This window comes from Paraflavitalea devenefica (assembly GCF_011759375.1).
GTDB lineage: Bacteria > Bacteroidota > Bacteroidia > Chitinophagales > Chitinophagaceae > Paraflavitalea > Paraflavitalea devenefica.
Map to the genome: position 1 here is coordinate 1,587,234 of NZ_JAARML010000002.1, position 25,762 is coordinate 1,612,995.

Annotated in this window: 24 protein-coding genes; 11 read left to right on the plus strand and 13 right to left on the minus strand. The window is 47.7% G+C overall.

Annotated elements, in window-relative coordinates:
* Positions 1 to 44 precede the first annotated feature (44 nt).
* Positions 45 to 2,396: a glycoside hydrolase family 31 protein gene (locus tag HB364_RS15840; RefSeq protein ID WP_167289194.1), complete on the minus strand. Its 2,352-nt coding sequence runs from the start codon at positions 2,394 to 2,396 to the stop codon at positions 45 to 47.
* Positions 2,397 to 2,547: 151 nt separating this feature from the next.
* On the opposite strand from HB364_RS15840, the gene HB364_RS15845 reads away from it, so the two are divergent.
* The 5 genes from HB364_RS15845 to HB364_RS15865 all read left to right on the plus strand — a co-directional run bounded on the left by HB364_RS15845 (position 2,548) and on the right by HB364_RS15865 (position 7,756).
* Entirely contained in the window at positions 2,548 to 4,047 is a 1,500-nt protein-coding gene (locus tag HB364_RS15845) for a Gfo/Idh/MocA family protein (RefSeq protein ID WP_167289195.1), read from the plus strand.
* A gap of 74 nt (positions 4,048 to 4,121) precedes the next feature.
* Complete coding sequence (locus HB364_RS15850; protein WP_167289196.1) at positions 4,122 to 5,099, plus strand: hypothetical protein; 978 nt, start codon at positions 4,122 to 4,124, stop codon at positions 5,097 to 5,099.
* Positions 5,100 to 5,618: 519 nt separating this feature from the next.
* A complete protein-coding gene (locus HB364_RS15855; RefSeq protein ID WP_167289197.1) occupies positions 5,619 to 6,599 on the plus strand; it encodes a 3-keto-disaccharide hydrolase in 981 nt (326 codons plus the stop codon).
* Positions 6,600 to 6,655: 56 nt separating this feature from the next.
* On the plus strand, positions 6,656 to 6,853 hold the full coding sequence (locus tag HB364_RS15860; protein WP_167289198.1) for a hypothetical protein: 198 nt from the start codon (positions 6,656 to 6,658) through the stop codon (positions 6,851 to 6,853).
* 60 nt (positions 6,854 to 6,913) lie between these two features.
* Positions 6,914 to 7,756 carry a universal stress protein gene (locus HB364_RS15865; RefSeq protein WP_167289199.1) on the plus strand — a complete coding sequence of 281 codons (843 nt, stop codon included), beginning with the start codon at positions 6,914 to 6,916 and terminating at the stop codon, positions 7,754 to 7,756.
* Between the two features lie 2 nt (positions 7,757 to 7,758).
* Here the strand turns inward: HB364_RS15865 and HB364_RS15870 are convergent, their stop codons facing one another.
* The 5 genes from HB364_RS15870 to HB364_RS15890 all read right to left on the minus strand — a co-directional run bounded on the left by HB364_RS15870 (position 7,759) and on the right by HB364_RS15890 (position 14,024).
* On the minus strand, positions 7,759 to 9,495 hold the full coding sequence (locus HB364_RS15870) for a cytochrome c oxidase subunit I (RefSeq protein WP_167289200.1): 1,737 nt from the start codon (positions 9,493 to 9,495) through the stop codon (positions 7,759 to 7,761).
* Positions 9,495 to 11,657, minus strand: a complete 2,163-nt coding sequence (locus HB364_RS15875; protein ID WP_167289201.1) for an amylo-alpha-1,6-glucosidase — start codon at positions 11,655 to 11,657, stop codon at positions 9,495 to 9,497. The genes HB364_RS15870 and HB364_RS15875 overlap by 1 nt, the downstream gene beginning before the upstream one ends.
* 1 nt (position 11,658) lies before the next feature.
* Entirely contained in the window at positions 11,659 to 12,768 is a 1,110-nt protein-coding gene (locus tag HB364_RS15880; protein WP_167289202.1) for a glycosyltransferase family 4 protein, read from the minus strand.
* Positions 12,769 to 12,913: 145 nt separating this feature from the next.
* On the minus strand, positions 12,914 to 13,351 hold the full coding sequence (locus HB364_RS15885; protein WP_167289203.1) for an Hsp20/alpha crystallin family protein: 438 nt from the start codon (positions 13,349 to 13,351) through the stop codon (positions 12,914 to 12,916).
* 121 nt (positions 13,352 to 13,472) lie between these two features.
* Positions 13,473 to 14,024 carry a hypothetical protein gene (locus HB364_RS15890; RefSeq protein ID WP_167289204.1) on the minus strand — a complete coding sequence of 184 codons (552 nt, stop codon included), beginning with the start codon at positions 14,022 to 14,024 and terminating at the stop codon, positions 13,473 to 13,475.
* A 193-nt stretch (positions 14,025 to 14,217) separates the two neighbouring features.
* On the opposite strand from HB364_RS15890, the gene HB364_RS15895 reads away from it, so the two are divergent.
* Positions 14,218 to 14,685 (plus strand): DUF3592 domain-containing protein, encoded by a 468-nt coding sequence (locus HB364_RS15895; RefSeq protein ID WP_167289205.1) that lies wholly within the window; start codon positions 14,218 to 14,220, stop codon positions 14,683 to 14,685.
* A 3-nt stretch (positions 14,686 to 14,688) separates the two neighbouring features.
* Here HB364_RS15895 and HB364_RS15900 read toward each other — a convergent pair whose 3' ends face one another.
* Positions 14,689 to 15,537, minus strand: a complete 849-nt coding sequence (locus HB364_RS15900) for an NAD(P)-dependent oxidoreductase (RefSeq protein WP_167289206.1) — start codon at positions 15,535 to 15,537, stop codon at positions 14,689 to 14,691.
* A gap of 412 nt (positions 15,538 to 15,949) precedes the next feature.
* Here HB364_RS15900 and HB364_RS15905 point away from each other — a divergent pair, with 412 nt between their 5' ends.
* Positions 15,950 to 16,636, plus strand: coding sequence for a BclA C-terminal domain-containing protein (locus HB364_RS15905; RefSeq protein ID WP_208419969.1), 687 nt, complete (start codon positions 15,950 to 15,952; stop codon positions 16,634 to 16,636).
* 43 nt (positions 16,637 to 16,679) lie between these two features.
* Positions 16,680 to 17,642 carry a discoidin domain-containing protein gene (locus tag HB364_RS15910; RefSeq protein WP_167289207.1) on the plus strand — a complete coding sequence of 321 codons (963 nt, stop codon included), beginning with the start codon at positions 16,680 to 16,682 and terminating at the stop codon, positions 17,640 to 17,642.
* A gap of 83 nt (positions 17,643 to 17,725) precedes the next feature.
* On the opposite strand, the gene HB364_RS15915 is transcribed toward HB364_RS15910, so the two are convergent.
* On the minus strand, positions 17,726 to 18,124 hold the full coding sequence (locus HB364_RS15915) for a hypothetical protein (RefSeq protein ID WP_167289208.1): 399 nt from the start codon (positions 18,122 to 18,124) through the stop codon (positions 17,726 to 17,728).
* Between the two features lie 205 nt (positions 18,125 to 18,329).
* Between HB364_RS15915 and HB364_RS15920 the strand changes: the two genes are divergently transcribed.
* Both HB364_RS15920 and HB364_RS15925 read left to right on the plus strand, forming a co-directional pair.
* Entirely contained in the window at positions 18,330 to 20,321 is a 1,992-nt protein-coding gene (locus HB364_RS15920; protein ID WP_167289209.1) for a sensor histidine kinase, read from the plus strand.
* Positions 20,305 to 20,943, plus strand: coding sequence for a response regulator transcription factor (locus HB364_RS15925; RefSeq protein ID WP_208419970.1), 639 nt, complete (start codon positions 20,305 to 20,307; stop codon positions 20,941 to 20,943). The genes HB364_RS15920 and HB364_RS15925 overlap by 17 nt, the downstream gene beginning before the upstream one ends.
* Here the strand turns inward: HB364_RS15925 and HB364_RS33355 are convergent.
* The 5 genes from HB364_RS33355 to HB364_RS15945 all read right to left on the minus strand — a co-directional run bounded on the left by HB364_RS33355 (position 20,940) and on the right by HB364_RS15945 (position 24,371).
* A complete protein-coding gene (locus HB364_RS33355; RefSeq protein WP_262889786.1) occupies positions 20,940 to 21,074 on the minus strand; it encodes a hypothetical protein in 135 nt (44 codons plus the stop codon). The two genes, HB364_RS15925 and HB364_RS33355, sit on opposite strands and share 4 nt — an antisense overlap.
* A 13-nt stretch (positions 21,075 to 21,087) precedes the next feature.
* Positions 21,088 to 21,558, minus strand: a complete 471-nt coding sequence (locus HB364_RS15930; protein WP_167289210.1) for a hypothetical protein — start codon at positions 21,556 to 21,558, stop codon at positions 21,088 to 21,090.
* Between the two features lie 56 nt (positions 21,559 to 21,614).
* The gene (sigJ, locus tag HB364_RS15935; RefSeq protein ID WP_167289211.1) at positions 21,615 to 22,511 is read right to left on the minus strand and encodes an RNA polymerase sigma factor SigJ; all 897 of its coding nucleotides are present in this window, start codon (positions 22,509 to 22,511) and stop codon (positions 21,615 to 21,617) included.
* A gap of 92 nt (positions 22,512 to 22,603) precedes the next feature.
* Positions 22,604 to 23,278 (minus strand): LytR/AlgR family response regulator transcription factor, encoded by a 675-nt coding sequence (locus HB364_RS15940; RefSeq protein WP_167289212.1) that lies wholly within the window; start codon positions 23,276 to 23,278, stop codon positions 22,604 to 22,606.
* A gap of 1 nt (position 23,279) precedes the next feature.
* On the minus strand, positions 23,280 to 24,371 hold the full coding sequence (locus tag HB364_RS15945; RefSeq protein WP_167289213.1) for a sensor histidine kinase: 1,092 nt from the start codon (positions 24,369 to 24,371) through the stop codon (positions 23,280 to 23,282).
* Positions 24,372 to 24,566: 195 nt separating this feature from the next.
* Here HB364_RS15945 and HB364_RS15950 point away from each other — a divergent pair, with 195 nt between their 5' ends.
* Entirely contained in the window at positions 24,567 to 25,751 is a 1,185-nt protein-coding gene (locus HB364_RS15950) for a TlpA family protein disulfide reductase (protein ID WP_167289214.1), read from the plus strand.
* The last annotated feature ends 11 nt before the right edge of the window (positions 25,752 to 25,762 follow it).

Sequence of the window (25,762 nt, forward strand, 5' to 3'; positions counted from 1 at the left end):
TAAAGTAGCGCAGGAGGGGCTACCCTGCGTTTGTTAATAGCGATCTATTTTAGTTGTATCTCCATCCTGCTACCTCTATAACTTACTTTTTGTTGAGTTCCGGAAGGAAGCAATACAATATTGAAATCCTTTTGCAGGGTTTTCTGCTTTCCGGTTGCTGGTTCAATGGTCAGTTTCTTATTGCTGTTGTTGTAGGTGATGCGCATGCGGGTGGATTTCCCTTTCAGGTAATCCTGGCTGATGCCATCATCATCGTACAGCGTGAAATCGCCGTTGGCGCCGCTGTATACCCTGAGCGTGGTGGGTTCCGCTACTTTTTGTGACGTGTACTGGCGGATGGGATCAACGGGAATGATGGCGCCGGCACGCACATAGATCGGCATGATGGAAAGATCTACAGTACGTGTAACGGATTGTCTGCCGGTATGCTTTTCCCCCGTCCACCAGTCGTACCAGTCGCCTGTGGGCAGGTAGACTGTGCGGGATGTAGCGCCCTTCTCAAAAACGGGCGCAATGAGCAGGTCGCGCCCCCATAGATATTGACTGCCCATATTACGAACCTGCGCATCATCGGGATAATGCAACCACATGGCCCGCATGAGCGGCATGCCTGTATTACGGGCTTCCCATGCCAGGGTATAGGTGTAGGGGAGCAACTGGTAGCGTAGCTCTGTATATTTCCTGGTGACCGGTTCTATAGCCGGGTTATTCATTTCCGATTGTTTGATGTTGCGGGGATCATCAGCGGCTACAGTAGTATTCCGGTTGTTGTTCTCCCGCGGGCCCATATCGCTCAGACCAAAACCCCAGGGCAGGGCGGTAAACCATGTTCTGCCATGTGAACGGAAAGAGCCGCAGAAAGCGCCAAACTGGTACCAGCGGGCATAAAGCTCTCCGGTCTTTTCGGCATTGGGATAGAAGCCGCCAATATCGGAACCCCAGAAGGGGCCAATGCTCAGGGAATAATTGATGCCTACTGCTATCTGTCCTTCCAGTGTTTTCCAGGAAGATTCTGTATCACCGCTCCATACCCAGCCGCCCCATTGAGCAATACCAGGATACCCATTGCGTTGCAGGCTCCAGGGCCTGACATTGGGTTGGGTGGAAAGATGTCCCTGGTAATACAATTGATGTCTTTTGATCCGTTCAAAAAGATTGAACCAATCGCCCTCATCGGGCCAGAATGCATCTACTCCCTTATTCACCAGTTCTACATGCTGCTGCCAGTAATGGTGGATATGCGAAGCATCCATGGGTTCTCCCGGCCGCGCTGGAATAGTTCCCTGCAGGGTAGGGAGTTGATCGCGGTCCCAGGGCACCATGTGCAGCACCACTTTTACATTACGTTTGTGCATATCGGATAATACGGCAGCGGGATCGTGTTTGAATACTTCGGGGTTGAAATCAAAAGAAGGCTGCAAAGTGTTCCAACCCCGGGGTGTGAAGCCGGTACCTAAGTAGATAACGGCATCCAGCGGTATCTTTTTGGAACGGAAGCTGTCAATGATGCCCATCATCTGTGTATCATTGTCGAGGGTACGGTGCGATTGCATATAACCAAGCGCCCATTTGGGTGGCATGGCCGCAGGGCCGGTGAGTAGAGAAAAGTCTTTCATGAATGCGGCGGGATCGTGTGCATCAAAAACAATGACATCGTACAGGCCCGGTACTATTTTATCAATGGGCGGTTTTCCTTTACCCTGGCTGAGGCCCTGGTTCTTTTCGGTTTGCGGTCCGGCGGCGCCGGCAGGCGGTTGCCAGGGTATGCAATAACCTTTGTCCTTTTGTGCCATATCTACCTGTACCCAGGGCGTAACTACAAACAAACCCCATCCTTTGGTGCCTGCCAGCAAGGCTACGGGATTGCGGGAGCCATAGGCATCACTTTGCCAGCGTGGTTCCATGGTATGCATCCGGCCACGGCGGTCAAACTCAATAGGAAGGGCGCGCCAGTTGACCCCGCGTTCCGGTTTCGGGCCGCCTTCTCCCAGGCCCAGTATAGGCTGATCATCCATATCGAACGATAGTTTGCCATCATCCCCGAAAATCAGTTGCTGGATGGCCTGTCCCTTTGCATTGGTCACTATTATGGTAAGCGGGGAGGGGCGCACTTCTACCTGCAGGTTGCCTACTTTTTTCTTCACGGGGGAGGTTAGCGTACGGAGACTGATAGTTGCCGCCCCATATTTCCGTTCGGCCAGCGCAGGTGTGAAAGGGAAATCTTCCTGAAAGCTCAACGGTTTTAAAGTAATTCGGATGCTGTTGGCGCCTGCTGCGCGGATATCCAATTGGGCTGGTTGCCCATTAGTAGTAATCTGCTGCGCGTGGATGGTTCCGGCAACTGCCAGGAGCAGCACCCATGATAAAAGCATACGGGAGAAGGTCTGGTAAAGCATCGTTGTAAAGATTGACCACGATGATATCCATGTTTTAGGAACTGGCAATGCTTTTTTGAAAGTGGTTAAAATTTGTCAACCCGGGGCTAAAGCCGGTAATTTTCCGTAATTTTTATCAGCATTTAAAAACACCACGTAAACCTTCCGCTTAATGAAAAAGAACCATATTACCCGCCGCCAGTTTATTGATGCCACTACCAAAGCTTCATTGGCCTTCACCATCGTGCCCCGCCATGTACTGGGCGGCCCCGGTTATATTGCTCCCAGCGACAAGCTGACCCTGGCCTATATTGGCTGCGGCACGCAGGGACTGCGTGAAATGTGTGATCTCATCACCCGCCCGGAAATAGAGATTGTGTCCGTATGCGATCCCAATAAGCTAAGCACGAATTATATTGACTGGTCGCCCAATGGTATCCGCGACGGTATCCGCAAGGTGCTGAACGATCCCAACTGGGGTGCTGCCTATGAGGGCATTCCCGGCGGCCGTGATATAGGCAAAGAACTGCTGAATAGATACTACTCCAAAAGTATATACAGCTACAAAGGCTGTACAGCTTATGCAGATTTCCGGGAACTGCTGGAAAAAGAAAAGGATATTGATGCCGTGAAGATCATGACGCCCGACCATTTGCATGCAGCCGTTTCCATAGCAGCGATGAAGAAAGGGAAACATGTAGTGATCCATAAGCCGCTGGCCAACCGCATGCATGAAGCGAAGCTGGTGATTGACACGGCCCGTCAAACAGGCGTGAGCACACACTTACTGGCCTGGAGCAAACGCCCGGGAACAGAACTGGTAAAACAATGGATTGCGGAAGGGCATATCGGCCAACTGAAGTCTATTCACAACTGGTCTAACCGCCCGGTATGGCCGCAATGGACAACCAACCCTACCGATACACCACCTGTGCCCGAAGGTTTTGACTGGTCATTGTGGCTGGGCCCTGTTCCCGACCGGCCTTACCATCCCAACTATACGCACAATGTTTTCCGTGGCTGGTACGACTTTGGCGCCGGCAGCATTGCTGATATGGGGCATTACAGTTTATGGCCTTTGTTTCTCACGCTGGGTATTACTACAGCTCCCGATTCTGCTGAAGCTTATGGCACCACTACTAGTGCTATAGACAATCATGTATGTCGTGGTGTACAGAATGATGTGGCATTCCCTTATTCCAGTATTGTACGTTTCAAGTTTCCCCATCAGGCTACGTTGCCGCCTTTTGAGCTCTTCTGGTACGATGGCGGCATGCGTCCTAATACACCCGATGAATTAGGCAATGCTTCGCTGGAGCGGGAAGGGATGCTATTTGTGGGTGATAAAGGGTGCATTATGGCCGGGTTCCGCTGTGAGAATCCGAGGCTGTTGCCGCAAAGTAAAATGGATAGTGTGATGAAGGGAAAACCGCTTCCCCAGGAAGTGTACGATAGCAGTGATCAATATTGGATAGATGCGTTCAGGAATAAAACCCAGTCGCCCGGCAGCTTTTTACTGGCAGGCCCTGTAACGGAAACCATCCTGCTGGGAGGTGTGGCGCTGCGGGCTAAGAAAAAGTTGCTGTACAATGCCCGTGATATGAAGATCACCAATGACGAGGCGGCCAATAAATATTTCTACCGGGAATACCGGAAGGGGTGGGAGTTGTAGGGTGTTGCTGGTGGTTAATAAAAGGATAAACTATTGTAACTTTTTGGGGTATTCCCTTACTACCTTAGTTATCTATGAGAAAAAAGATCATCATCCCCGTTTTACTCACGGTTATCCTTGGCGCTGCTGGATTCATTAAGCAGTCCTCACAACAAATTCAATCCTCTCCTATACCTGCTGCCGCCACCTTCAAATGGGCAGGCGCCTGGCAGCCCACCCGGAAAAGCGCCGGCGATGGTGTTGTCAAATTAGATACCAAGATCGGTGCCTTCATCACACTGCCTGATGCAGCAGCGCTGGCTCATGTTATTTTCAATGTACAGAACAAGTTCCCGGCTTCCGCTCCCTGGGCTACCTGGGCGGTGGGCGATCTGTCGAAGGCTACGCCGTCTTATGCCGGCGTGCCGGTTGAAACACATGAAGCCTGGCTCACTTATATGGACCGGCTGGGTGTACAAGTATTTCTGGAGATATTTCCCTTTAAGGCCAATGCCAAAAAGGGAACTACGGCTACAGATATCCCTGCCATGATTGATACCTGGCTGAACAAATTCAAACACCACTCCTGTGTAGCAGGACTGGGTGTTGAACTGGAATACTTTGGTAAGGCCACCGATTCTGCCACGGCTGTCTGGGATGCACGGGTAAAATCGCACAAGTCTGCTTACCGTTTATTCCTCCGGCATTATAATCCGGATTACATGCCACCCACTTACCGTGGTAAGGGCGACCTGATCTTTATTAATGATGCATCGGAAGGAACCATTGAAGAATTGAACAAAGGTTTTGCCGACTGGGCCAACCGTTTCGCACCTACTGCCTGCGCCTTTCAATTGGGATACCCGGCCGATGAAGATGGCATGAACGGAAGTTCTGATCTTGGTTGGTGGAAACTGAAAGACCCGGTGAAGGATTGGGGGCAGTCTATCTTACCATTGATAAAAGACCCCAAACAGGAACTGGGCTATATCTGGGTCACTGCCCAATCGGGCAAAACGTATCATGCGAAGTGGGATTTGACGAAGGGGGCGAGGTTGCCCCGGCTTAAGTAATAAGAGACAACTGGAGTCATGCTGGTGGCCGTCCTAAGGTGGCGCTGACTGGTTATCGAGCCATATATACTTGGGGGCAGTCCCCTATGACTCTCCTGGCAATCTGATAGCAATCCCCCGGTAAAGGCAAAGGAAAAGTAAAGGAGAAGTAAGCCAGAAGTAAAGGAGAAGTAAGGCGGAATGGGTCAAATGCAGGCGGGACGCGGGTTTATATTGTTTTGGATCGGCAGATCCAGTCCTGGCAAGGGTTTGATCGAAATGAGGATGTAAAAAGTAATACGCCTGTCCATATAATAAACGGGTAAATCCGTGTTCGTACAATTTACCCAAAAAGCCTGCCGGAGCCAAAAAATACCTTCAAAATCTCCTCAAAATTTGCTGTAAGAGCACCCTGCCACAGCAGCGCAAAATCCCATTGCTGTGGAGTTATCTTTCAATGTCGTTGAATTAAGGGAAATGTCAGAGTTTGCCCCGCTCTGCGGGGCAGTTTGTATATTTACCCTCTTATAATGAACTACTATGCGTAAGAACCTCTTTCTTGTTGGTATGAGCTGTTTGTTAATAGCTGACCCGGTTGGAACCATGGCGTCGCCATCAATAGATATAGCAGCCTGCACACGAATGGCTGCAGCGCCCAAAGACCTGATCGGGCGTTGGGATATTACGATTGATGAAAATGGAACACCCAAGCCTTCCTGGCTGGAAGTAAAGCTCTCCGGCAGGCGTACCCTGGTAGGTTATTTTGTAGGCATTTCGGGTAGTGCGCGTCCTGTGTCTAATGTACAGTTTGACAGTACCGGCAAATTCAGCTTTGCCATCCCGCCGCAATGGGAGCGGGGCAACCAGGACCTGGTGCTGGAAGGAACATTAACAGCTTCGGGCATGGAAGGCACGATTGTTACCCCCGAAGGAAAAAAATACAACTGGAAAGGGGTGAGAGCGCCCTTGTTAAAAAGGACTGCTGCGCCGGTTTGGGATAAACCCATCAATTTATTCAACGGCAAAGACCTGACCGGCTGGAAAGCCCTGAGTAAAACGAATCAATGGGAAGTAAGGAACGGCATTTTAACCAGCCCGCAGTCGGGAGCCAACCTGGTGTCAGAACAAAAGTTCACCGATTTTAAATTGCATGTAGAGTTCAGGTTCCAAAAGGGAAGCAATAGTGGCGTGTACCTGAGAGGCCGTCATGAAGTACAGATAGAAGACAATCCCGCCAGCGAGCATCCTTCCAGTCAATTATTCAGCGGCGTATACGGATTTCTCACACCCAGTGAGATTGCTTCCAAAGGGGCAGACCAATGGCAAACGTATGATATTATATTAACCGGCCGGATGGTGACCGTAACCGTCAATGGAAAAACGGTGATCAGTAACCAGGAGATACCCGGTATTACCGGTGGGGCATTGGACAGTAATGAGGGAGAGCCCGGTCCTATTTACCTGCAGGGCGATCATGGCCCTATTGAATTCAGGAAGATCGTGATCACGCCTGCGAAGTAAAAGTAATAAGAGCGGGAAGGGTCCCATGGCTGCATTTTTGCAGGTAGTCAATTTGTATGGCAAAGAAAAAGACATTACCTGATCAGCCTGCGGAACTTCCCACTCCTTCCGAAGTACCGGAAATTCAACCTGACACTCCGGAACAACCTGTCCCGGAGTCGCCTGAAGAAGATCCCGGCCATGTTCCGGCGGAAGAACCGGTACCGGAAAACCCACCTACAGAAATCCCTCCTTTGCCTGAAAAGAAGGAATAACGGAAGCTTATCCCGCCTGGCAGGATATTGGTATCATGATCCCTGAATAAATCCTGCCACATGAAATCCATACTCATTCTAACGGATTTTTCAGAAGCAGCATTCCGCGCTGCTGAATATGCCTGCGAACTGGTTGATTCCCTACAGGTAAGGCGGATTATTTTGTACCACACTTACCAAAGTATTGTGGTGGGGACAGATCTACCCACCAGTACAGTAATGAATGACCGCCAGATCTACCTGGACAGCATGGAAGCGCTGGGCCTGGTACACGACCGGCTCAGGCCCCGGGTAGGGAATACGGTGAAAATTGATCTGCTGGCAGAAGCGACGACCCTTTTCCCTGATTCCATCAATGCGTTATGCCGGCGGGAAGCAATTGACCTGATCGTGTTGGGCGTATCGGGCAAATCCGGCGCTGAAAAGTTTTTAATGGGAAGTGTCACCACGCAGGTACTGCAATCCAGTGAATGCCCGGCCCTGATCGTGCCGGAAGAAGCGGTGATAGGGAAAGGCATTAACAGTATTGTACTTGCAGCCGATCTGAAAGACGCTTCAACGATGCCTGTAAATCTCCTGTATAAATTTTTAGATGCTTTTCCTGCAGAACTACATGTGGTGAATGTGCTGCCGGAAGCCAAAGAGAAGTATTCCCCTGAAACAGAAGAATCCATTGCCAAACTGCACGCAGTCCTGGAAAATTACAAACCTGCTTTTCATTATATCCAGGGAGATGATGTGGTAGCGAATATTCTTTCGTTTGCAGGGCAGCATCATGCTTCGCTGATCACGGCTGTTCCTAAAAAGCATGGATTTTTGACTGCGCTGTTTCATAAGAGTGTTTCCAAAAAGCTGGCCTATCACACGCAGGTGCCGCTATTGGTTTTGCCGGCTGTACAATAAACTTACGACTTTACTTCATCCGGTTTTGCAGGCTCCGTCTGCGGAATAAAATCCCGGCCATTTTTACTGTAATCATAGGGCCAGCGGTGTACTTCCGGAATTTCACCTTTCCAGTTGCCGTGGCCAGGAACGAGTGCTGTTGTCCATTCCAGGGTATTGGCGCTCCAGGGATTGTTATTGTGCACTTTTCTGCCCTTGAAAATGGAATAGAAAAAGTTGACCACAAAAAGTAATTGAATGCCAAATACAATGATGGCGGCGATGGTGATTGTCCTGTTCAGGCCTCCAAAATGTTTAAAGGATGCCCAGTCGGAATAACTATAATAACGCCTGGGCAGGCCGGCCAATCCCAGGTAATGCATTGGCCAGAAGATCACATAAGCGCCTGCCAGTGTGATCCAGAAGTGGATCTGCGCCAGCACTTCATTCATATACCGGCCATACATTTTCGGAAACCAGTGATAGATGCCGGCAAACATGCCAAACATAGCCGCCACACCCATTACGATGTGAAAGTGCGCCACAATGAAGTAGGTATCATGCAGGTGCATGTCAATGACCGAATTGCCCAGCCAGATGCCGGTAAGGCCGCCGGAAATAAAAAGACTTACAAAACCGATGGAGAACAGCATGGCTGGCGTAAGCCGCAGGTTACCTTTCCACAGGGTAGTGAGCCAATTAAATACTTTGACGGCAGAAGGTACAGCAATGAGCAAGGTGAGCAACACAAAGACAGATCCTAAAAAGGGATTCATACCGGTAACAAACATGTGGTGGGCCCATACGAGAAAGGAGAGGACCATAATGGTGAACAGGGAGGCAACCATGGCCATATACCCAAATATTGGTTTCCGGGCATGCACACTCATTACTTCCGATACGATGCCCATAGCCGGTAAGATAACAATGTATACCTCCGGATGCCCCAGGAACCAAAACAGGTGCTGGTATAAGATGGCATTGCCTCCTTCGTGGGGCAGCGCCTGCCGGGTGGAGCTGATAAAAATATCGGATAGATAAAAGCTGGTACCGAGGTTCCTGTCGAAGGTCAATAATATAAAGGCCGATAATAAAACGGGAAAGGAGAGTACGCCTAAAATAGCGGTAAAGAATAATCCCCAGGTTGATAAGGGCAACCGGGTCATACTCATGCCTTTGGTCCGCAGGTTTAAAACAGTAGCAATGTAGTTAATGCCTCCCAATAAGGTGGAAATGATGAAGAAGGCCAAACTCAATATCCACAGGTCCATGCCTGTTTGGGAACCCGGCATGGCATCATGCAGGGCGCTGAGGGGAGGATAGGCGGTCCATCCGCCACTGGCCGGACCGGTTTGTACAAAAAGGGAAATAAGCATGATGACCCCGGCCATAAAGAAAAACCAATAAGAAAGCATGTTGAGCAATGGAGAGGCCATATCACGGGCGCCTACCTGCAAAGGGATCAGCAGGTTGGCAAACGTGCCACTCAATCCTGCTGTTAACACAAAAAAGATCATAATAGTACCATGCATGGTAACAAGCGCATAGTAAAATTCGGGTTGTAGCTTACCATCTTTTGCCCAGTGGCCCAGTATGTTTTCAAGCCAGGGAAATGCTCTGTCCGGGTAGCCCAGTTGCAGCCGGAATAACACAGAGAAAAGCGCTCCTATGATAGCCCAGACAATGCCTGTTATCAGGAATTGCCTGGAGATCATTTTATGGTCCTGGCTAAAAATATAGGTTGTCCAGAAGTTTTCCATTATTTTTTTATTATCACGGCCCAGTCTTCCGGCTTTTGCAAGAGATTGAAACCAACATCAAATTGGATACGGGAGAGGTTGAGGTTGCAGGAGCTATTTCCCAGCCGCAGGTTAGAAATAAATATATGTTCCAGGTAGGGTGGTAGTATGGGCTTTTCGAAAGTGATGACTTTGGTAAGTGCGTTGATGTTGATACGAAAACAGGTTTGCAGCATCATGAATACGACCGCTACCGACCAGGCCTGGGGTGAGCAGGCCACCGGGTAACTGGTAGGGCCTTCACCACGCCGGCGCTCGAATCCGCAGAATAGTTCAGGCAGCCGCTGAAGATCTATAAATAAAGAAGCGTCGAACATCCCCTGCATTATTTTTAAGGCATGGTCCTGGTAATTGTATATCGATAAACCATAAGCAATAAGTGCATTGTCATGTGGCCATACCGATCCGTTATGATAAGACATGGGATTATAACGATGCTCCCGGTCGCTTAAAGTGCGTATGCCCCATCCTGTAAACATATCACTGTCCAGTAATGTGCCGGCCAGTTTCCGGGCATTTTCTTCATTGGCTATACGGGTAAAAAGGCAATGGCCTGCATTGGAGGAAACTACCCGGCAGGGGCGTTTATTGCCGTCTAAGGCAATCACAAAACATTTGAGGGCTTCATCCCAGAAGCGCTTATTAAATTGTTCCTTTAATGAGGCTGCTTCCTTAAAAAGTTTCTCCGAGAGTGCCGGTTCATTAAAATGCTTCGCCAACGTGGCGGCATAATATTTTGCGCTGTATACATACCCCTGTACCTCGCAAAGGGCAATTGGCGGCGGGGCCAACTGGCCATCTTCATGCATGATGGAATCAAAAGAGTCCTTCCAGCCCTGGTTCGTAAGGCCGTTTTCGGCCTTGTGCTGGTATTCCACCAATCCATCTCCATCTACATCCCCATATTTGTCTATCCAGTCGAGGGCAGCCATTATATGCGGCCATAATCTTTTAATGGTTGCTTCATCGGCGGTGCGTTCATAATACATGCCGGCGAGCATTACAAAGAGGGGGGTAGCGTCTATAGTACCATAATACTCTTTAAAAGGTATTTCTCCTGTATTGGCCATTTCCCCGCTACGCATTTCATGGAGTATTTTGCCGGGCTCGGCATCTTTGGACGGTATTAATTGGGTAGCCTGTTTTTGGGCAAGAAAGATCAACACATCCTTGCTTACTTCCGGCGCCAGCCACAATGTTTCCATCGCGGTGATCAATCCATCCCGCCCAAAAGCTGTATTGTACCAGGGCACGCCTGCATAGGGGTAATTGCCATATTCCGTTTGCGTCAGTAAGGAAAGGATGTCGGCTCTTGACCGGTTGATCCAATGGTTAAACTGGCTGTTGGAAGTATAGATATTGGCAAAAAGCCCCCGGGTTTTATTGATTTCTTCTTCTATAGATTCTCTGGCCACCTGGAAATCAATGTCTGCGTTTTTTTCATTCCCTGTTTTAAAATAAACGGTGTAATTGATGATTACCTGTTGTTTGGGTTGCAGGTGGAGCTTAAAGTGTACACTATTGCTGATAATATAAAAAGCAACTTCGGTAACAAATACAATACTGGTTTCACGCTGCAGGTCATCGTGCCCCTGGTACCTGAAAATGATCCGGTCAGTTTCTGCATGACAGGAAGTATCATTGGCCTTCACCTTACGGTCAAGCCCCCGTATCTCAAATATATCTTTGAAGTCGGCGCCAAAAGTCAATGAAAAAGTAACCTGGCATTCCCGTTCATCATAGTTCATGCACCTTAATTCTTCGTAAAAAGCTTTGTTGCGTATAAATTGGGTACGCGAGATATGGAGTGTATTTTCAGGAATACAGTCATTGAGTACAGGGTTGGTAAGGTCAATGGAGATGATCTCGTTGTCTTCTTTGATGGCGCTGCTCAGCAATAAAGGTCTCTTTTCTTCCATGGCCAGCACAAGCCTGTTTAAAAAGCGGGTGCCGTCATGATAGATACCCCGTACATTTTTACCGCCGGGGGAAATATTTCCTGTCTGGTCGAAGACCCCGAAGGTGTTGTAATGATTAATGACCTGGTTGAGATCATCAGTGTTCACTGCTTCGGCCGAGATATGGAATTTATTGTCTGCTGTTTCCGGATGACCTGCTTGCATATTATTCTTTTTTAAGTTGAACTTCAGCCCCCGCCGGTAAGTTATTCCTGCCGGGAGCCGGGAAGGATGTTGCCCGAAAATGATGGCTATCCTGCAACACCTGTATATATAAGCGGAGGTAATCTTCTGCCATTCTTCCGGCAGTGAACCTTTCTTCAAAAACACGCCGGATAGCCGGGCGCGAAAGCTGTTTGATCCTGCTCACCGCCTGTACCGCTTCCGGTATGGATTCCACCACAAAGCCGGTGATACCATGGTCAATTACTTCGGGAACGGACCCGTTTTTAAAAGCAATAACAGGTGTACCACAACTGAGGGCTTCAATCATTACCAGGCCAAAAGGCTCCGACCAGTTGATCGGGAACAATAAGGCTTTGGCCTTGCCTAAAAAGGAGGTCTTCTCCTGTTCATTGATTTCGCCTACATATTCTACCAGCGGATGGTCAATCAAATGGGCAATGTGTTTTTCAAAATAATGCTGGTCTACCTTATCAATTTTGGCGGCTATTTTAATCGGACAATTGCACTCAATAGCGATCTGGATGGCCCAGTCTACTCCCTTTTCCGGCGATATCCTGCCGATGAAGGCAAGGTATTCACCATTCCCCTCCTGCAAAGGATGCAGGCCCGCCGGTAAACCATGGTACACCGTACCTATCCAATTGGCCTGTGGAAGGGGCAAGCGCTGACTATTGGAAATAGAGATGACCTTTTGCCGGGGAAATTCATTGTACAGCGGTTGCAGGTCGGGTAAATCGAGCCGTCCATGTAAGGTGGTTATACAGGGCGTATCGCAGCGGGAACTGAAGGGGAAATGCAGGAAGTCGGTATGAAAATGAATAATGTCAAATTCCTTTGCCTGGCGTATTACTTTTTCCAACTGAACAATACAATGTGCCAGGGGATCAATGCAATCCGGGTTGAGCCGGAGTGCCTCATGGGTGATGGGAATGAGTTGGGCAGTGGTCACAGAGTCGCCGGAAGCAAATAAAGTTACTTCATGCTTGCGCCGTACCAGTTCTTCCGTCAGGTAATGGATCACACGTTCGGTTCCTCCGTATAGTTTGGGAGGTACGGCTTCAAATAATGGCGCTACCTGTGCTATTTTCATACGAATAGATATATGCTTAAGCAAGAAAGGTTCAGACTTAAGCCCAAACCTTCCTTCGCTGATACTGGTGACAGTATCATTCAGATGAAAAGCTGCAAATGTCGTATCGTTCCTTTGTACGTATTGGGCACGGATGCCGTTGAATCTATTTTATAGCTATTTGTTTGGTAGCTTTTACCTGCTGCTCACTTTTCGGTATAGTCAGTTTTAATATCCCGTCTGAGTAAGTAGCATTAATGCCGTCATCTTTGGCATTGTCGGGCAATTGGAATGACCGGGTAAAAGAGCTATAGCTGTATTCCCGCCTATTGTATTGTTTCTTGTCTCCTTCTGAAGTTTCGGTCCTTGCTTCTGCACTGATCGTCAGTATATCATCTTCTACATTCACCTTAAAATCCTCCTTTTTAAAGCCCGGCGCTACCACTTCAATGTTAAACCCTTTATCATCTTCGCTAATGTTTACGGCTGGTAACGATGATTTTGAAGGCCTGAAATCAGCAGGAAAGAAACTTTCCAGGTTAAAGAAATCCCGCCAGGGATCATAAGGCCTTGCTTCCTTGTTTCTTTTGGTGAGTGTATTCATAATAACCTCCTTTTTGCAGGCTTCAGGCAAAAAAAATATGCCATCCGGTAGATTGAGCAATCTTTTACAGATGTGTGAAAAATTGGGTCATTTTGTGGTTATCACCACCCGATTAACCCATTTATTTTACTTCGGGCCAGGTACCTGGCGGAGGCGCCGGTTCCTGTAAAATAGAAGGTGATTTATCCTTGGTTTGATTGTGTTTTATTACATAGGAAACCAGGACCGACATAAAAGCGCCGGCTCCGAAGTTGACAATAGTGGCTGTTACATAAATGAGCATGAGCGTGCCTTCATTGTCTTTATTGAGCGCCTGCGGCGCCCTGCTCAGAAAGGCATCCTGGCTGTTACCGCTCAAAAATCCCGGTATAAACACAAAACATAAAATAGTAGCACAGATAACTGCAATAGCGATCCCCACAAAAATGGCCATGTGGCCGGCTATGATCATCATCCACGTGCTTTTATAGTCCGGGCGGCGTCTGGTAAGCGTAATGGAATAAATTAATATGACAAACATGAAGAGTATGGAACCTATGAATAAAATAGCCGAATAATAATAACTGGCGATAGCCAAATACAACAACACAGGGATCGAATACGCAAGGCCCGCCAATGTGCCATAGAGGGTATATTCCCTCAAATGCCTTCGGTCAAAAAGTGTATTAGCCATGACGTTTTTTTAATAGATGGTACAAAAGATATGCCCCCTGAGCAGGCTGAGAATGATGCGTGCAGGCCTGTGGATTCATTTCCCCGGCATAATCTTACCGTCTTTGGCTCTTTTTTAACGATTGTCAGGCAATGATTCCCTGCCTGTTCCCGTTTCCGGTTTTACCTATTTGCCATTTACCTATTTATTACCTATGATCATACAACGGACAATATTCTTCCTGGCGCTTTCTGTTTTCTTTGTACTCCTTATTGCCAGTGGGAAGGTCATCTGGTTTCTGCGGTCTGAAAAAACAACCGGTGTTTTTTCTTTTGAAGGAAAGGGCAATGCACTGGAACAGATCCGGATCACCCATTCCTTCATTTATTTCAGGCATGGTAAAGACACGGTATGGTTCAATGGCCCCATCGGTCTCAATGTGCCAGAAGGCGCTGCCATTCCGGTGCGGTATAACCCGGCCAATCCTTCGGATGCGACAGTAAATACTTTCTATGGTATATGGGGTGGTACACTGGTATATTGCAGCCTGCCACTGCTGGTGCTGTTGGTGCTGGTGGTGCATCCCCATATCATACCTTACCGTTCCGTGATCCTGCTCAGCCGCAAAAGACCCTTTATGCAGCTCAGGTTGAAGGACGCTGCCGGAAATCCTTTTAGCTGATCCTTACAGCGCATCTTTCCCGATCACTGTCCAGTCATCATTGCCATGGCCTTTGGCTATCCACCTGTCCATTTCCGTGGCAATGGCCGGCACAATGGCCAGTTTAGTGCCTCCCTGTGCGGCGGCATCGAGGAATAACTGGGTGTCTTTCCGGGCCATATTCAGCTCCCAGGAGGGCTTATCATACGTGCCGGCGGTCATTCTCTTCAACCGGGCAGGCAGCATGGCTGCCGGGTTCCAGGAATCGAACAGGGCAGTAATATCACTGAGCGGCACATGCAGGGCTTTGGCCAGCGAAAGTGTATCGGCCAGGCCGGTAGTGAAAGTGACCAGGAACAGGTTACCGATGAGCTTTATACTGGCGGCCCGGCCTTCTTCTTCTCCGAAATGAAGCACCTTACCTGTCATGGCCGCCAATACAGGTTCCAGTTTACTGATGACCGACTGGTCGCCTGATACCAATATAGAACCGGTGCCTTCCAGGGCATTGATGGGGCCCATGAATACAGGAGCATGTAAATAGGTAAATCCTTTTTTCTTCCAGGCGGCCGTTCTTTGTATGGCGCCGGCTGCGGAAGTGGTGGTATGGTCTATAATAACAGCACCCGGTTGAAAACCTGCACTGGCTTTCTCCAGCACTTCATCTACCGAGGCATCGTCTTTCAGTGTGAGGTGGATGATGTCTGCTCCCCTTACTGCATCAGCCACATCGGCAAATGCTTTGGCGCCTTCGGCTTCCAGGGCAGTGGCTTTAGCAGTTGTCCTGTTCCAAACCTGTACCTGTATGCCTTTCTTTATCATTGCCCGTACAAAATTGGCCCCCAACAGGCCCATGCCTAAGAATGCTCTCATTGTTTTATTTTTTATAAAGATAGGCGACCTTTGCCATACCAGCTATTGACGCTTTTGTATGATTTATGCCACTTTTTACAGATAGGCATGGTTGTTTGCCATAAATCCTATAGTTTTGCGACACCTTATCGTTTTCCATTTTTCTCCACTGATTAGCAGCACTGATTTCCTGAATATTTCCCTTCCTTTTTTGCTCTGATAATAGTGATAGCTACCCTTTTTTCGCGGGCAGCATGGTTTTTTATGCACAGAGGAGTCGTGTTACTCAAAACTTCACGGGATTCTTTTTCCAATTAGCTGTACCATTTGATCGCATGCCCATCAGGGAATGGACCATTGCATGCGATAAGTTGCCGTATTCGTAGGGGATATGGTAACACCAGGTATCATTTATCATCAATACATATTAAGCATGAAAAAAAATCTGATGTTCCTTGCATTATTGTGCCTGTTAACTGCTATCCATGTCAATGCCCAGGTAGGCATTGGTACTACTACACCCAATGCCAGTTCGGCTTTGGAAATCGTATCTACTACCAAAGGTGTTTTAATTCCCAGGATGACAAGCGCCCAGCGAACAGGCATCGCTACGCCGGCTGAGGGATTAATGGTATACCAGACCAATGCGCCTGTTGGTTTGTGGATGTATATTTCAAGCGCCTGGATAAAGCTCTCCACAACCAGTGATCTCTTAGGCGCTTCTTCAGGGTATGCGGGTAATACCACCGGCGCCGTGATACCTGTTTTGTTGACAGGTACTGATGTGGCCCTGCCCAGCGCACAGAACCTGGGTGCAGATATTTCCGTCAACGGCGCCAATACCAATTTTACAGTAGCTAATGCCGGGCGTTATAGAATAGGTTATAATGTCAACATAACTGCTGCCTTGTTGGTAAGTTCCCGGATATTGATCAACGGAACACCCAATACCTCACTGACCATTCAACCCGTTGCCGGAACTACCTGGCAGCATGCTGAGGCGATCGTAACGCTAAGCGCAGGTGATGTCATTACCCTGCAATTATTTGGGCTCATAGGGGCTGCTACGCTTTTAGGTGGCAGCCAGGGCGCAGGATTGATTATTCAAAGAGTTGAATAGCAGGTAACGCAGCAGTATATTATTCACTTCAAAATTTAAAACTATGCGATACCTGGTATCTTTTGTGGGCAGCCTGTTGGTTGTACTGACGGGATCGGGGCAGTTTCATGTAGGGCCCGGCGAAAGCCTGTTCCTGCAAAATGGGGTTACTTTTACTGCAGACAGCCTGGTGCTGATACCCGGCGCCGATATTACCATTAGCAACAATACGCTTACGCGCAGCACTACGCCGATTCCCGGAACTACGCCGGGCACTAATAGCATTACGAGGGTATATTCCTGGACAGCGCCTGTTACCTATACAGGTGAGGCAGGCATTTTCTACGATGATGCAGAGTTAAGCGGCAATACCGAGAACATATTGCAGATAGCTTACCGCAATGGCACTGCCTGGACAACTACTGCTACCAGTTCCATTAATACAACGACTAACTATGTGAGCTACCTGGCTGGTAGCTTGCCGTTTAATGGCCTTACGGCCACCACCGCCGGCGTGCTGCTGCCCATTACTTATACTGGTTTTTCGGCCGCTGTTAAAGAACAGTATGTATTGTTGAACTGGCAGATGGGTGAAACAGATGGATTAACCGGCTTTGACATTGAGTACAGTAACGATGGGCGTAGCTGGACTACTGCCGGTACTATAATGGCTCCTGGCGGAAAGACTGATTTTAGCTTCCGCCACCCGGATATGGATTTCTCCACCCGGTTTTACCGTATTGCCATGCTGGAAGACAATGGCCGGCGATTGTATACACGTATGATAACCGTTCGTAACAACAATGCTGGTTCCCGGGTACGTATGGTGCGTAGCGGTAAAACAGTTATACTCTATTTTAGTGGACCAGCACCGGCTATGTTGGGGGTATATGATATGGAAGGCCGGTTGCTGATGTCCCGCAACGTTGTCCGGCAGCAATGTGAAATTACAGGACTGATCCCCGGCACCTATGTTATTTATTATGTAGCGGATGGACAGAAATTGTCCCGGAAGATTCAGTGGTGATAAAAACGTGTTCGTGATAGCAACGATCAATCAAAAAAGCGCCCTCGCATTGCGGGGGCGTTTTTGATTATTCTCTATGGCTATTATGGAAATTGATATGAGGTGATACCATGAATATAAGAAGTACCTGAGAAGGTTTTGGTATCAACCGCCTTGTCATTCACCAGTATTTCAGTTTTGAGGGTTCCGCCAACTGCTGTGGTAACAGTTATCCCAAAAACTTCGTATCGATCAACGGTTACCTTGAACTTTTTGGAGTAGGGAAGCGATACGCCGTCTGCATTGGCGATGCCTCCTGTTTCATTGGTATAAAGAACATCAGCAGTGGTTAAGCCACTTGTGGTAGGCGTTATCCTATACTCCAGGGTCACTTCTTTTGGATAGGATGGTTTGTCATCTTTGTCTTTGCTACAGGCAGTCAACAGGGAAACGGACAACAATAAGGAAAGCAGCTTTACCGGGTGTTTTTTAAGGTTCATCATTTATGTTTTGTTTTAAAATGTGCTATACGTCAGGCTGCGGTTAGGGGGGAGTCTTATTATCGGTTGTAGGATATATTTATGCAGGCAAAGGTATCTGGCAGTCACAGCCCGGACAATACTCCTAAACAAGGAATCTTTTCTACTGGTTTTCCGGTATTCTCCTGATGGTAAAAGAAATATTCAACATTTGTTGTTTATTTGCCGGATGATCCGCTATAGCTCCCTCGTATGTCTGTTGGTCCTGATCACCACCTGGTGTAAGGCCCAGTTACCATTGGATGAAAACCGGTATGCCGACAGCCTGCATACCGTATTACAGCAAGCCACTGCCGATAGTGTTAAGACAAAGGCCAGTTATCTTTTATCTTATTACTGGGTATTCAGGGATCCTGCAAAATCACGGCAATACCTGGAGCAGGGGCGGCAATATGCCCGGCAACACCCTTTTCAAACAGCCGTCTCTTATTTTTATGAGGGTATTATTTTCTATGCTACCGGCGAGGTAGCCCAAAGTGAAGCTGCTTTCCTGAAAGCCGACAGCCTGCTCAGCCAATTCGATACAAAAACAGCTTATACTTTCAGGTCGCAGTCCTGGCATAATTACGGCGTGCTGCAGCAGGCGAAAGGGGATGAAAAAACATTTGCTGATATTTTGATCAATAAAGCCATCCCCTTGGCCAAGATAGCGGACGATAGTGCGAACCTGGGCAAGAATTATCATGACCTGGCGCTTACTTTTAAAAATACGGCGCAGTATGAGAAAGCTTCCACCTGGTGCCTGATGGCGATCGGTATCTTTAAAAAATTACCCGCTACTACCAACCTGGCCACTGCCTATATCACGGCCGCAGAAAACTATGTATTGTGGGAAAAATATCCGCCGGCCAAGGCCATGCTCGACAGCGCCGGCGCCTTACTGGCCCCTCATCCGGGCTCATCGCTCCTGGTAGATTATTATGCGGCCGAAAGCATTTATTTTAACGCCATCCACCAATACCAACAGGCATTGGTCAGTACCGGTAAAGGCATTGAGCAGGCCAAACAACGAAACAGGCGCTATGAAGAACAACGGCTGTTATTGCAGCAATTCTATGCCTTGTTTGGCCAAAAGGATTACAGGCAGGCAAAGCCTGTATTGAACTACCTGTTGGAACAGCCGGAAATGATGTCACAGATCATCAACCGGCTACAGCTTTATAAAGGAATGGCTGAAACGAATGCGGGACTGGGGGATATGCGATCGGCCTATGAATGGAGCGACCGGTATAGTAAGCTCAGCGATAGTGTGCATGAGAGCCAGTTGAAAAACGATATCCAGGCCCTGGAGATCAGGTTCAATAATGCAGAAAACCAAAAGAAGATAGCTGTGCTCAAAGCAGAAAAGGAGAAAGCGGTACTGTCGGCCAAAAATACCCGGTTGCTCAACTGGTTTTTGGTGTCTGCCACGGCGTTATTGCTGGTGGTTGCCTGCCTGGCTTTATTGTATTACAGGAATAACAAAAAGTTATCTGAGCAGAAGGACCTGAACCATCAGCAGCAGCTTAAGGAAATAGAGCAGCAGCAGCAAATACAATTCAGCCAGGCTATGCTGCAGGGAGAAGAACGGGAGCGCAGGCGCGTGGCCGGCGACCTGCACGATGGGCTGGGGGGCATGCTGGCCGGTGTAAAGCTCAATTTAACGGGGCTCACGGCGCCCGCTGTAGCACAAGAGGCAGACCTGAATAAGGTGATCGGCCAGCTTGATCAGTCAATCAGTGAACTGCGCCGTATCGCCCGCAATATGATGCCCGAAGCATTGCTTAAGTTCGGACTGGAAACGGCCCTGAAAGATCTATGTGAGTCTATGATGGCCGAAAACATCCGCATCAGCTTTCAGTCATTGGGCATTGAGAAGAACATTCCCCAGCAAAAGCAGGTAACTGTTTATCGTATTGTGCAGGAGTTGCTCACGAATGCGATACGCCATGCCGGCGCCTCAGACATTTTATTGCAGTGCAGCCAGCATGATGATATTTTCTTTGTAACGCTGGAAGATAACGGGAAAGGGTTCGATACGAAGCTGGTGTCCCAGGCAAAAGGAATGGGACTGGGTAATGTAAAAAGCAGGGTGGACTACCTGAAGGGGAAAATGGACATCGTATCGGCCATTAATGAAGGTACCACGATAAATCTTGAATTAAATGTTGCAGGACAATAGTATCACATTGGCCATTGTAGATGACCATCCGGTAGTGATGGAAGGCGTACAGAAGCTGCTGGAGAGTAAAAAGCATATACAGGTTGCCGGCTGCTTTACAACAGGCGCCGATTTCATGGCATTCATAAAGAGCAACAAAGTTGATATTGTGCTGCTGGATATATCCCTCCCGGATGTCAGTGGGATAGACTTATGTAAAGATATCAAGGCCCTATCGCCTGCCACTTGTGTGCTGGTATTGAGTAACCACAGTGAACGAAGCATTATTATGCAAATGCTGCAAAACGGGGCCAGTGGTTATTTGCTGAAGAATGCTTCTGCTGCTGAGCTTACCAACAGTATCAACGAAGCGCTGGAGGGGCAGATCACTTTCAGCAGAGAAGTAAAGGAGATCATTGCCCGGCCTTCGGCCAGCGCATTAAGAGGTATTCCCCAACTGACCAGGAGGGAAAAAGAAATACTGCACCTTATTTCTGAAGGTGTCACTACTGCAGGTATAGCTGTACAACTTTCCTTAAGCCCGCTTACCATAGAAACCCACCGCAGGAACCTGCTGCAGAAGTTTGATGTAAAGAATGTAGCTGCCCTGATCAAGATCGCAGTACAGCAGGGATTGGTTTAACGTCTTCCGTACGGGTTTCTCCGGAGAAGCGAGGTCCTTCTCTTTAGTACCGCTATTACCAGCAGCAACATGCCAATGTGGGCTCCCATGGGAATGTTGAGCAGGAACCGCACACTGATCAGGAATTTCATGGCTATGTGTTTGTCAGTTGAATTTAAAGGCACTCAGGAAAAAGATAATGAACAGCAGCGTGAGTTGTGTAAGGTGGAAGAGGTTCATGTTCTTCCTGATCTGTTCCAGCGACTGTTGATCGGCGGGCTGTGGAGCGTCGGCCATTAACAGCCGGTTGAGCCTGGCCCCCTGCCTCCGGCCAAACAGTACGGCATTCAGGATCACCAGCACGACCAGCACTATTTTGATCCTGAACCACAGCATGGCCCCAAAAACAGTATGGAAAACTGCCATCATGCCTACTCCCGACAAGAGGATGAGCCCGGTACCAACACCAATCAGGATGGGCAGCCGGTCCAGCATCTTCCTTGCCAGTATACCCTCCTGCGGGTCCCTTGCATAAAAAGCCCAGAATTTCCTGGTAAGGATGAAATCAACAACAGTAGTACCCGCCAGCAATGTAATGCCGATAATGTGCAACCATAAGGACGCATTGAAAAGCATAATCTTTCTTTTTCCCCTAAGACAAACGAGCCTGCTTTTTTGTGACAGGGCCGTGGTTATTTCCTAAACTGTTTCAACTTATCGGGATTGGTCTGGATATAAATATTCCTGATCTGTTCACCATCCGTTTCCACGGAGAAAAGACTGATGGGGGTGTCGCCCAGGTAAGAAACAAAGGAGGGCATCCCATTGGCGATAATGACTTCCTGGCGGAAACCGGGCTGCTCGTATAATTTGGACATGGCGCTCATGATCAGCCTGCATACATTTTCCCTTCCATGAATAGGTTTATAGGCAGCGGTAAGCCGTTGCTCTTTAACCTGGATAAACTTGCCGGCCCCATCTGCAAACAATACGATGTCTTCTTTCAGCAGCTCGATGAGGTCTTCCAGGTTGCCTTCTGAAGTAGCCTGCAGCAGTTTATTGAGCATTTTTTCATGCACCCGCAGGTCTACTTCAAAGCGATGGGTATCCTTGCCAAGGTTGCCTTTTGCCCGTTTGAAGATCTGCCGGCAGTTATCCTCTGTTTTATCAAATATGCCGGCCAGCTCATAATAGTCATAGGCAAATATTTCCTTTAAGAGGAAGATGGCCCTTTCCTGCGGGGTTAATTTTTCCAGTAAGACCATGACGCCTATTGACAGGGCATGGTAGGTTTCTATTCGGGCCTGGTCGCGGGAGCTGTCATAATTTACCAATGGTTCGGGCAGCCATACCCCGATGTACTCCTCGCGTTTTACGCGGGCGCTGTTGAGGTAGTTGATACAGGTATTGGTAACGATCTTTACCAGGTAAGCCTTGGCATGCCTCACCGTGCCTTCAGGCGTTTCCATCCATTTCAGGAAAGCTTCCTGTACAATGTCTTCGGCCGTGTCAACGCTGCCAAGCATATTGTAGGCTATTGAAAAGAGAAGGCCTTTGTATTCAATAAACAGTTCTGCTCTATTGTCCATGCGATAATAAATGTAAGATAATTTGTATTGATGCCCTGCAGGGCATTCCTATAGCATGGGACAATTCACCCGGCTGGTTTGTGACAAGTGGCCTATAATATTTTCAGGTTCATTTTGTAGTGCTCGCCCACGGGTATGACGTTTTTGCCGATGGTTACGGAATCTTTACTGATCATGTTAATATGCCGGGTGTTGACCACATACGACCGGTGGGCCCTTTTGAACCCGTCTTCGGGAAGCAACAGCAATAATGATTTCATCGTGAGATGGGTAATATGCGTGCCGGTAGTAGTAACCACCTTAATATAGTCTTTCATGGATTGGGCAAAAAGTATGTCGGCATGATATACTTTCAGCAGACTGCCATTGACTTTAAGGTACAGGTAGTTCTTTTCCGGTTCCGGTGCAGGGGAGGGTTGCTGGTGCAAAAAGCGGGCAATGCCTTTCCTGAACCGTTCATAGGTGATGGGCTTCAGCAGGTAATCAACCGCCTGCAGTTCATAGCTCAACAGGGCAAACTCGGAATAGGCAGTAGTGAAAATAAAGGCAGGCGGGTTTTTAAGTGATTGTATGAACTGCGTGCCATTGACCAGGGGCATTTTGATATCCAGGAACAGAAGGTCAATAGGCTGCTGATGCAAAACTGCGAATGCTTCGGCTGCATAAAAGCATTTGGCGGTCAGCACCAGGCCCTCGGTTTGGCTGATGTGCTTTTCCAGTACCTGTTGCGCCAGCGGCTCATCATCAACGATCATGCATCTTATCATATCAGTTCAACATAATGGTTAAAAGTACTGTATAACTATGGTCCGTTTCCTGTATGGCCAGAGAATGCTTACTGGGGTAAAGCAAGGCAAGCCTTTTCCGTACATTCTCCATGCCAATGCCGGTCCTGCCTGTTTGTTCCGCAGCTTTCATGGCTTTGCTGTTCTTTACAGATAAGGTAAGCTCGCCCTCATTCAACACAATAATCGTTTCAATATAGCCTGCATGGAGCTCTTCTTCTATACCATGCTTGAATGCGTTCTCAATAAAAGGCAATAATAGCAGGGGCTCAATCATTGCCTGGCTGGTGATGCCCTGCGTATCGAACCGGATGGACAGTTTCTCATTGTACCGTACAGACTGTACTTCTATATAACTATTCATGAACTGTATTTCACTGGTTAAAGGTTGTTTGGGTTTATTTGCCTCATACAGTACATAACGCATCATCTCCGACAGGCGGGCTACCAGGGGGGCGGTGAGCTGTGATTGCTGCAATGCCAGTGCATAAATGTTGTTGAGGGTATTAAAAAAGAAGTGGGGGTGTAATTGTGACTGGAGGTATTGGAGGTCGGCCTCGGTTTGCAATTGTTTTAATTGCCGGATCTGCTTTTGTTGTTTGTCGTAGTGGATAAAATAAGCCAATGCCGCCATTTCCAGGAATTGTAACAGCAGGTAATGAATGCTGAAATGAAGGCCTTTTTGTTTCATCCACCTGGAGGCCTCTTCTACCATATCAGCCGGTAAGAAAGAGAGTTTGGAAATAGACCAATACATGACATACACTTTGTACAGTTCGTAGGATACGATAAATAGCAGCACCGAAAGCAAAAAGTACCCATACTTCCTTTTAACCAGGAATTGCTGGATGGCCAGCTTGTAGAATAAATAGTAAGGAATGATACTATAGAAACCCCAAACGATCCGCCTGATGATATTTTCCTGGAGATAATTCCGGTGAAACCCGGAAGGGTCTTCGTTGAAAGTGTACTCAAGATCCGAGCCCATGGGGATGATAATGCAAAGACAAATAAAGAATATCCATTCAATCCTGGCGTACTTATCCCATGTAAAAATAGATGGCCGTTTACTCATACGTTTTAAAGATATAGTAAATCCAAAACAAAATATTCCGTAAGACGGCCGGAGCTTTTGTTTTCGATTAAACCGTCTTTTTTTTCGATGAAATCAGCCTGCTGTCCCGCTGGTCTTTTTGTTGGTTGGCCCGGTCGAAATGGCTATTAACGGGGTGATATAGCCATTATGTTTGCTGTATAAATCTTTATTATTATGATGAAATTACTCCTTGCCTGTAGCGCTATATGCATGATGGGAAGCTGCCATGCCCAAACAGATCCGCCTGCAGTAGCTGTGCTGCAAAAGACAGCCGCCGCACTTAACAGTTTTACAAAGATGAGCTACCATTACACCCGCGAGATGAGGTATTATGAAAACAATTATCATAATATAGACAGTGCTGCCCTATATGTTGAATACATCAAAAACAGCCCGATTGGGTTAAGGTTTCAGGCAAACCAGGAAAGATCTGCTTTTATTTATGATGGCGGGATCACATTGCGATTGGATAAGAAAGGCATGACCATTGACAGCGCATCCGTGAAAACCGCCCGGGAAATGGAAAGCAGCAGTTTCCTGTATCATTCACTGCCCATGCTGCGCAATATCCTGCCACTGATCATCAATAACGATAGCATTCAAAAAACGGTAAGTGATACAACGATCAGCGCACAATCTTTTCTTTGTGTAAAATTAGAGGGGCCTGGTATGTATTTTACACTTACTGATATAAAACGTGCACAGTCTCCGGTTGCACAAAAAGTTTATTACCTTATTATTGATAAAAAAACTTACTTACCCTTTCAGTTCATTGCCAAATTTATCCGTGGCCGGGATGACCGTGATTTTGTGACGATAGCTTACACAAACATTAATACCAGGCCTGTTGTGCCGCCGGCTGCTTCCTGGACCTATGTTGCTTATGCACACCAGTATCAGCCATTCCGTCCTGATGTGAAGGTGCCTATGGTAAAGACCGGTGATATAGCCAATAACTTCAGGCTGCCTGATTATACGCCCGGCTTTATTGATAGTGTATCCCTTTACCAGTTTGCCGGCAAAATAGTGTTGCTCGATTTCTGGTTTAAATCCTGTGGTCCCTGTATGGAAGCCATGCCCCATTATAATGCATTGCAGAACAAATTCGACACAGCGCACTTCCAGCTACTCAGCATTAATATTGAAGATGGAGAAAAGGATATGCAATTCTTTTTCAATAAATTCCGGCCAACATATAAAATGCTGTATAAGGGTGGGGAGGTGTTCAAACGGATGGGACTTCCCGGCTGTCCATCCCTGGTATTGCTGGATAAAAAGGGAAAAGTGGTGCAGGTGGCTGTTGGCTTTGATCAGCAAGCTATTGAAAAGAAAATAGAAGAGGTCATGGCACAAAACTAAGTGAGGGAAAA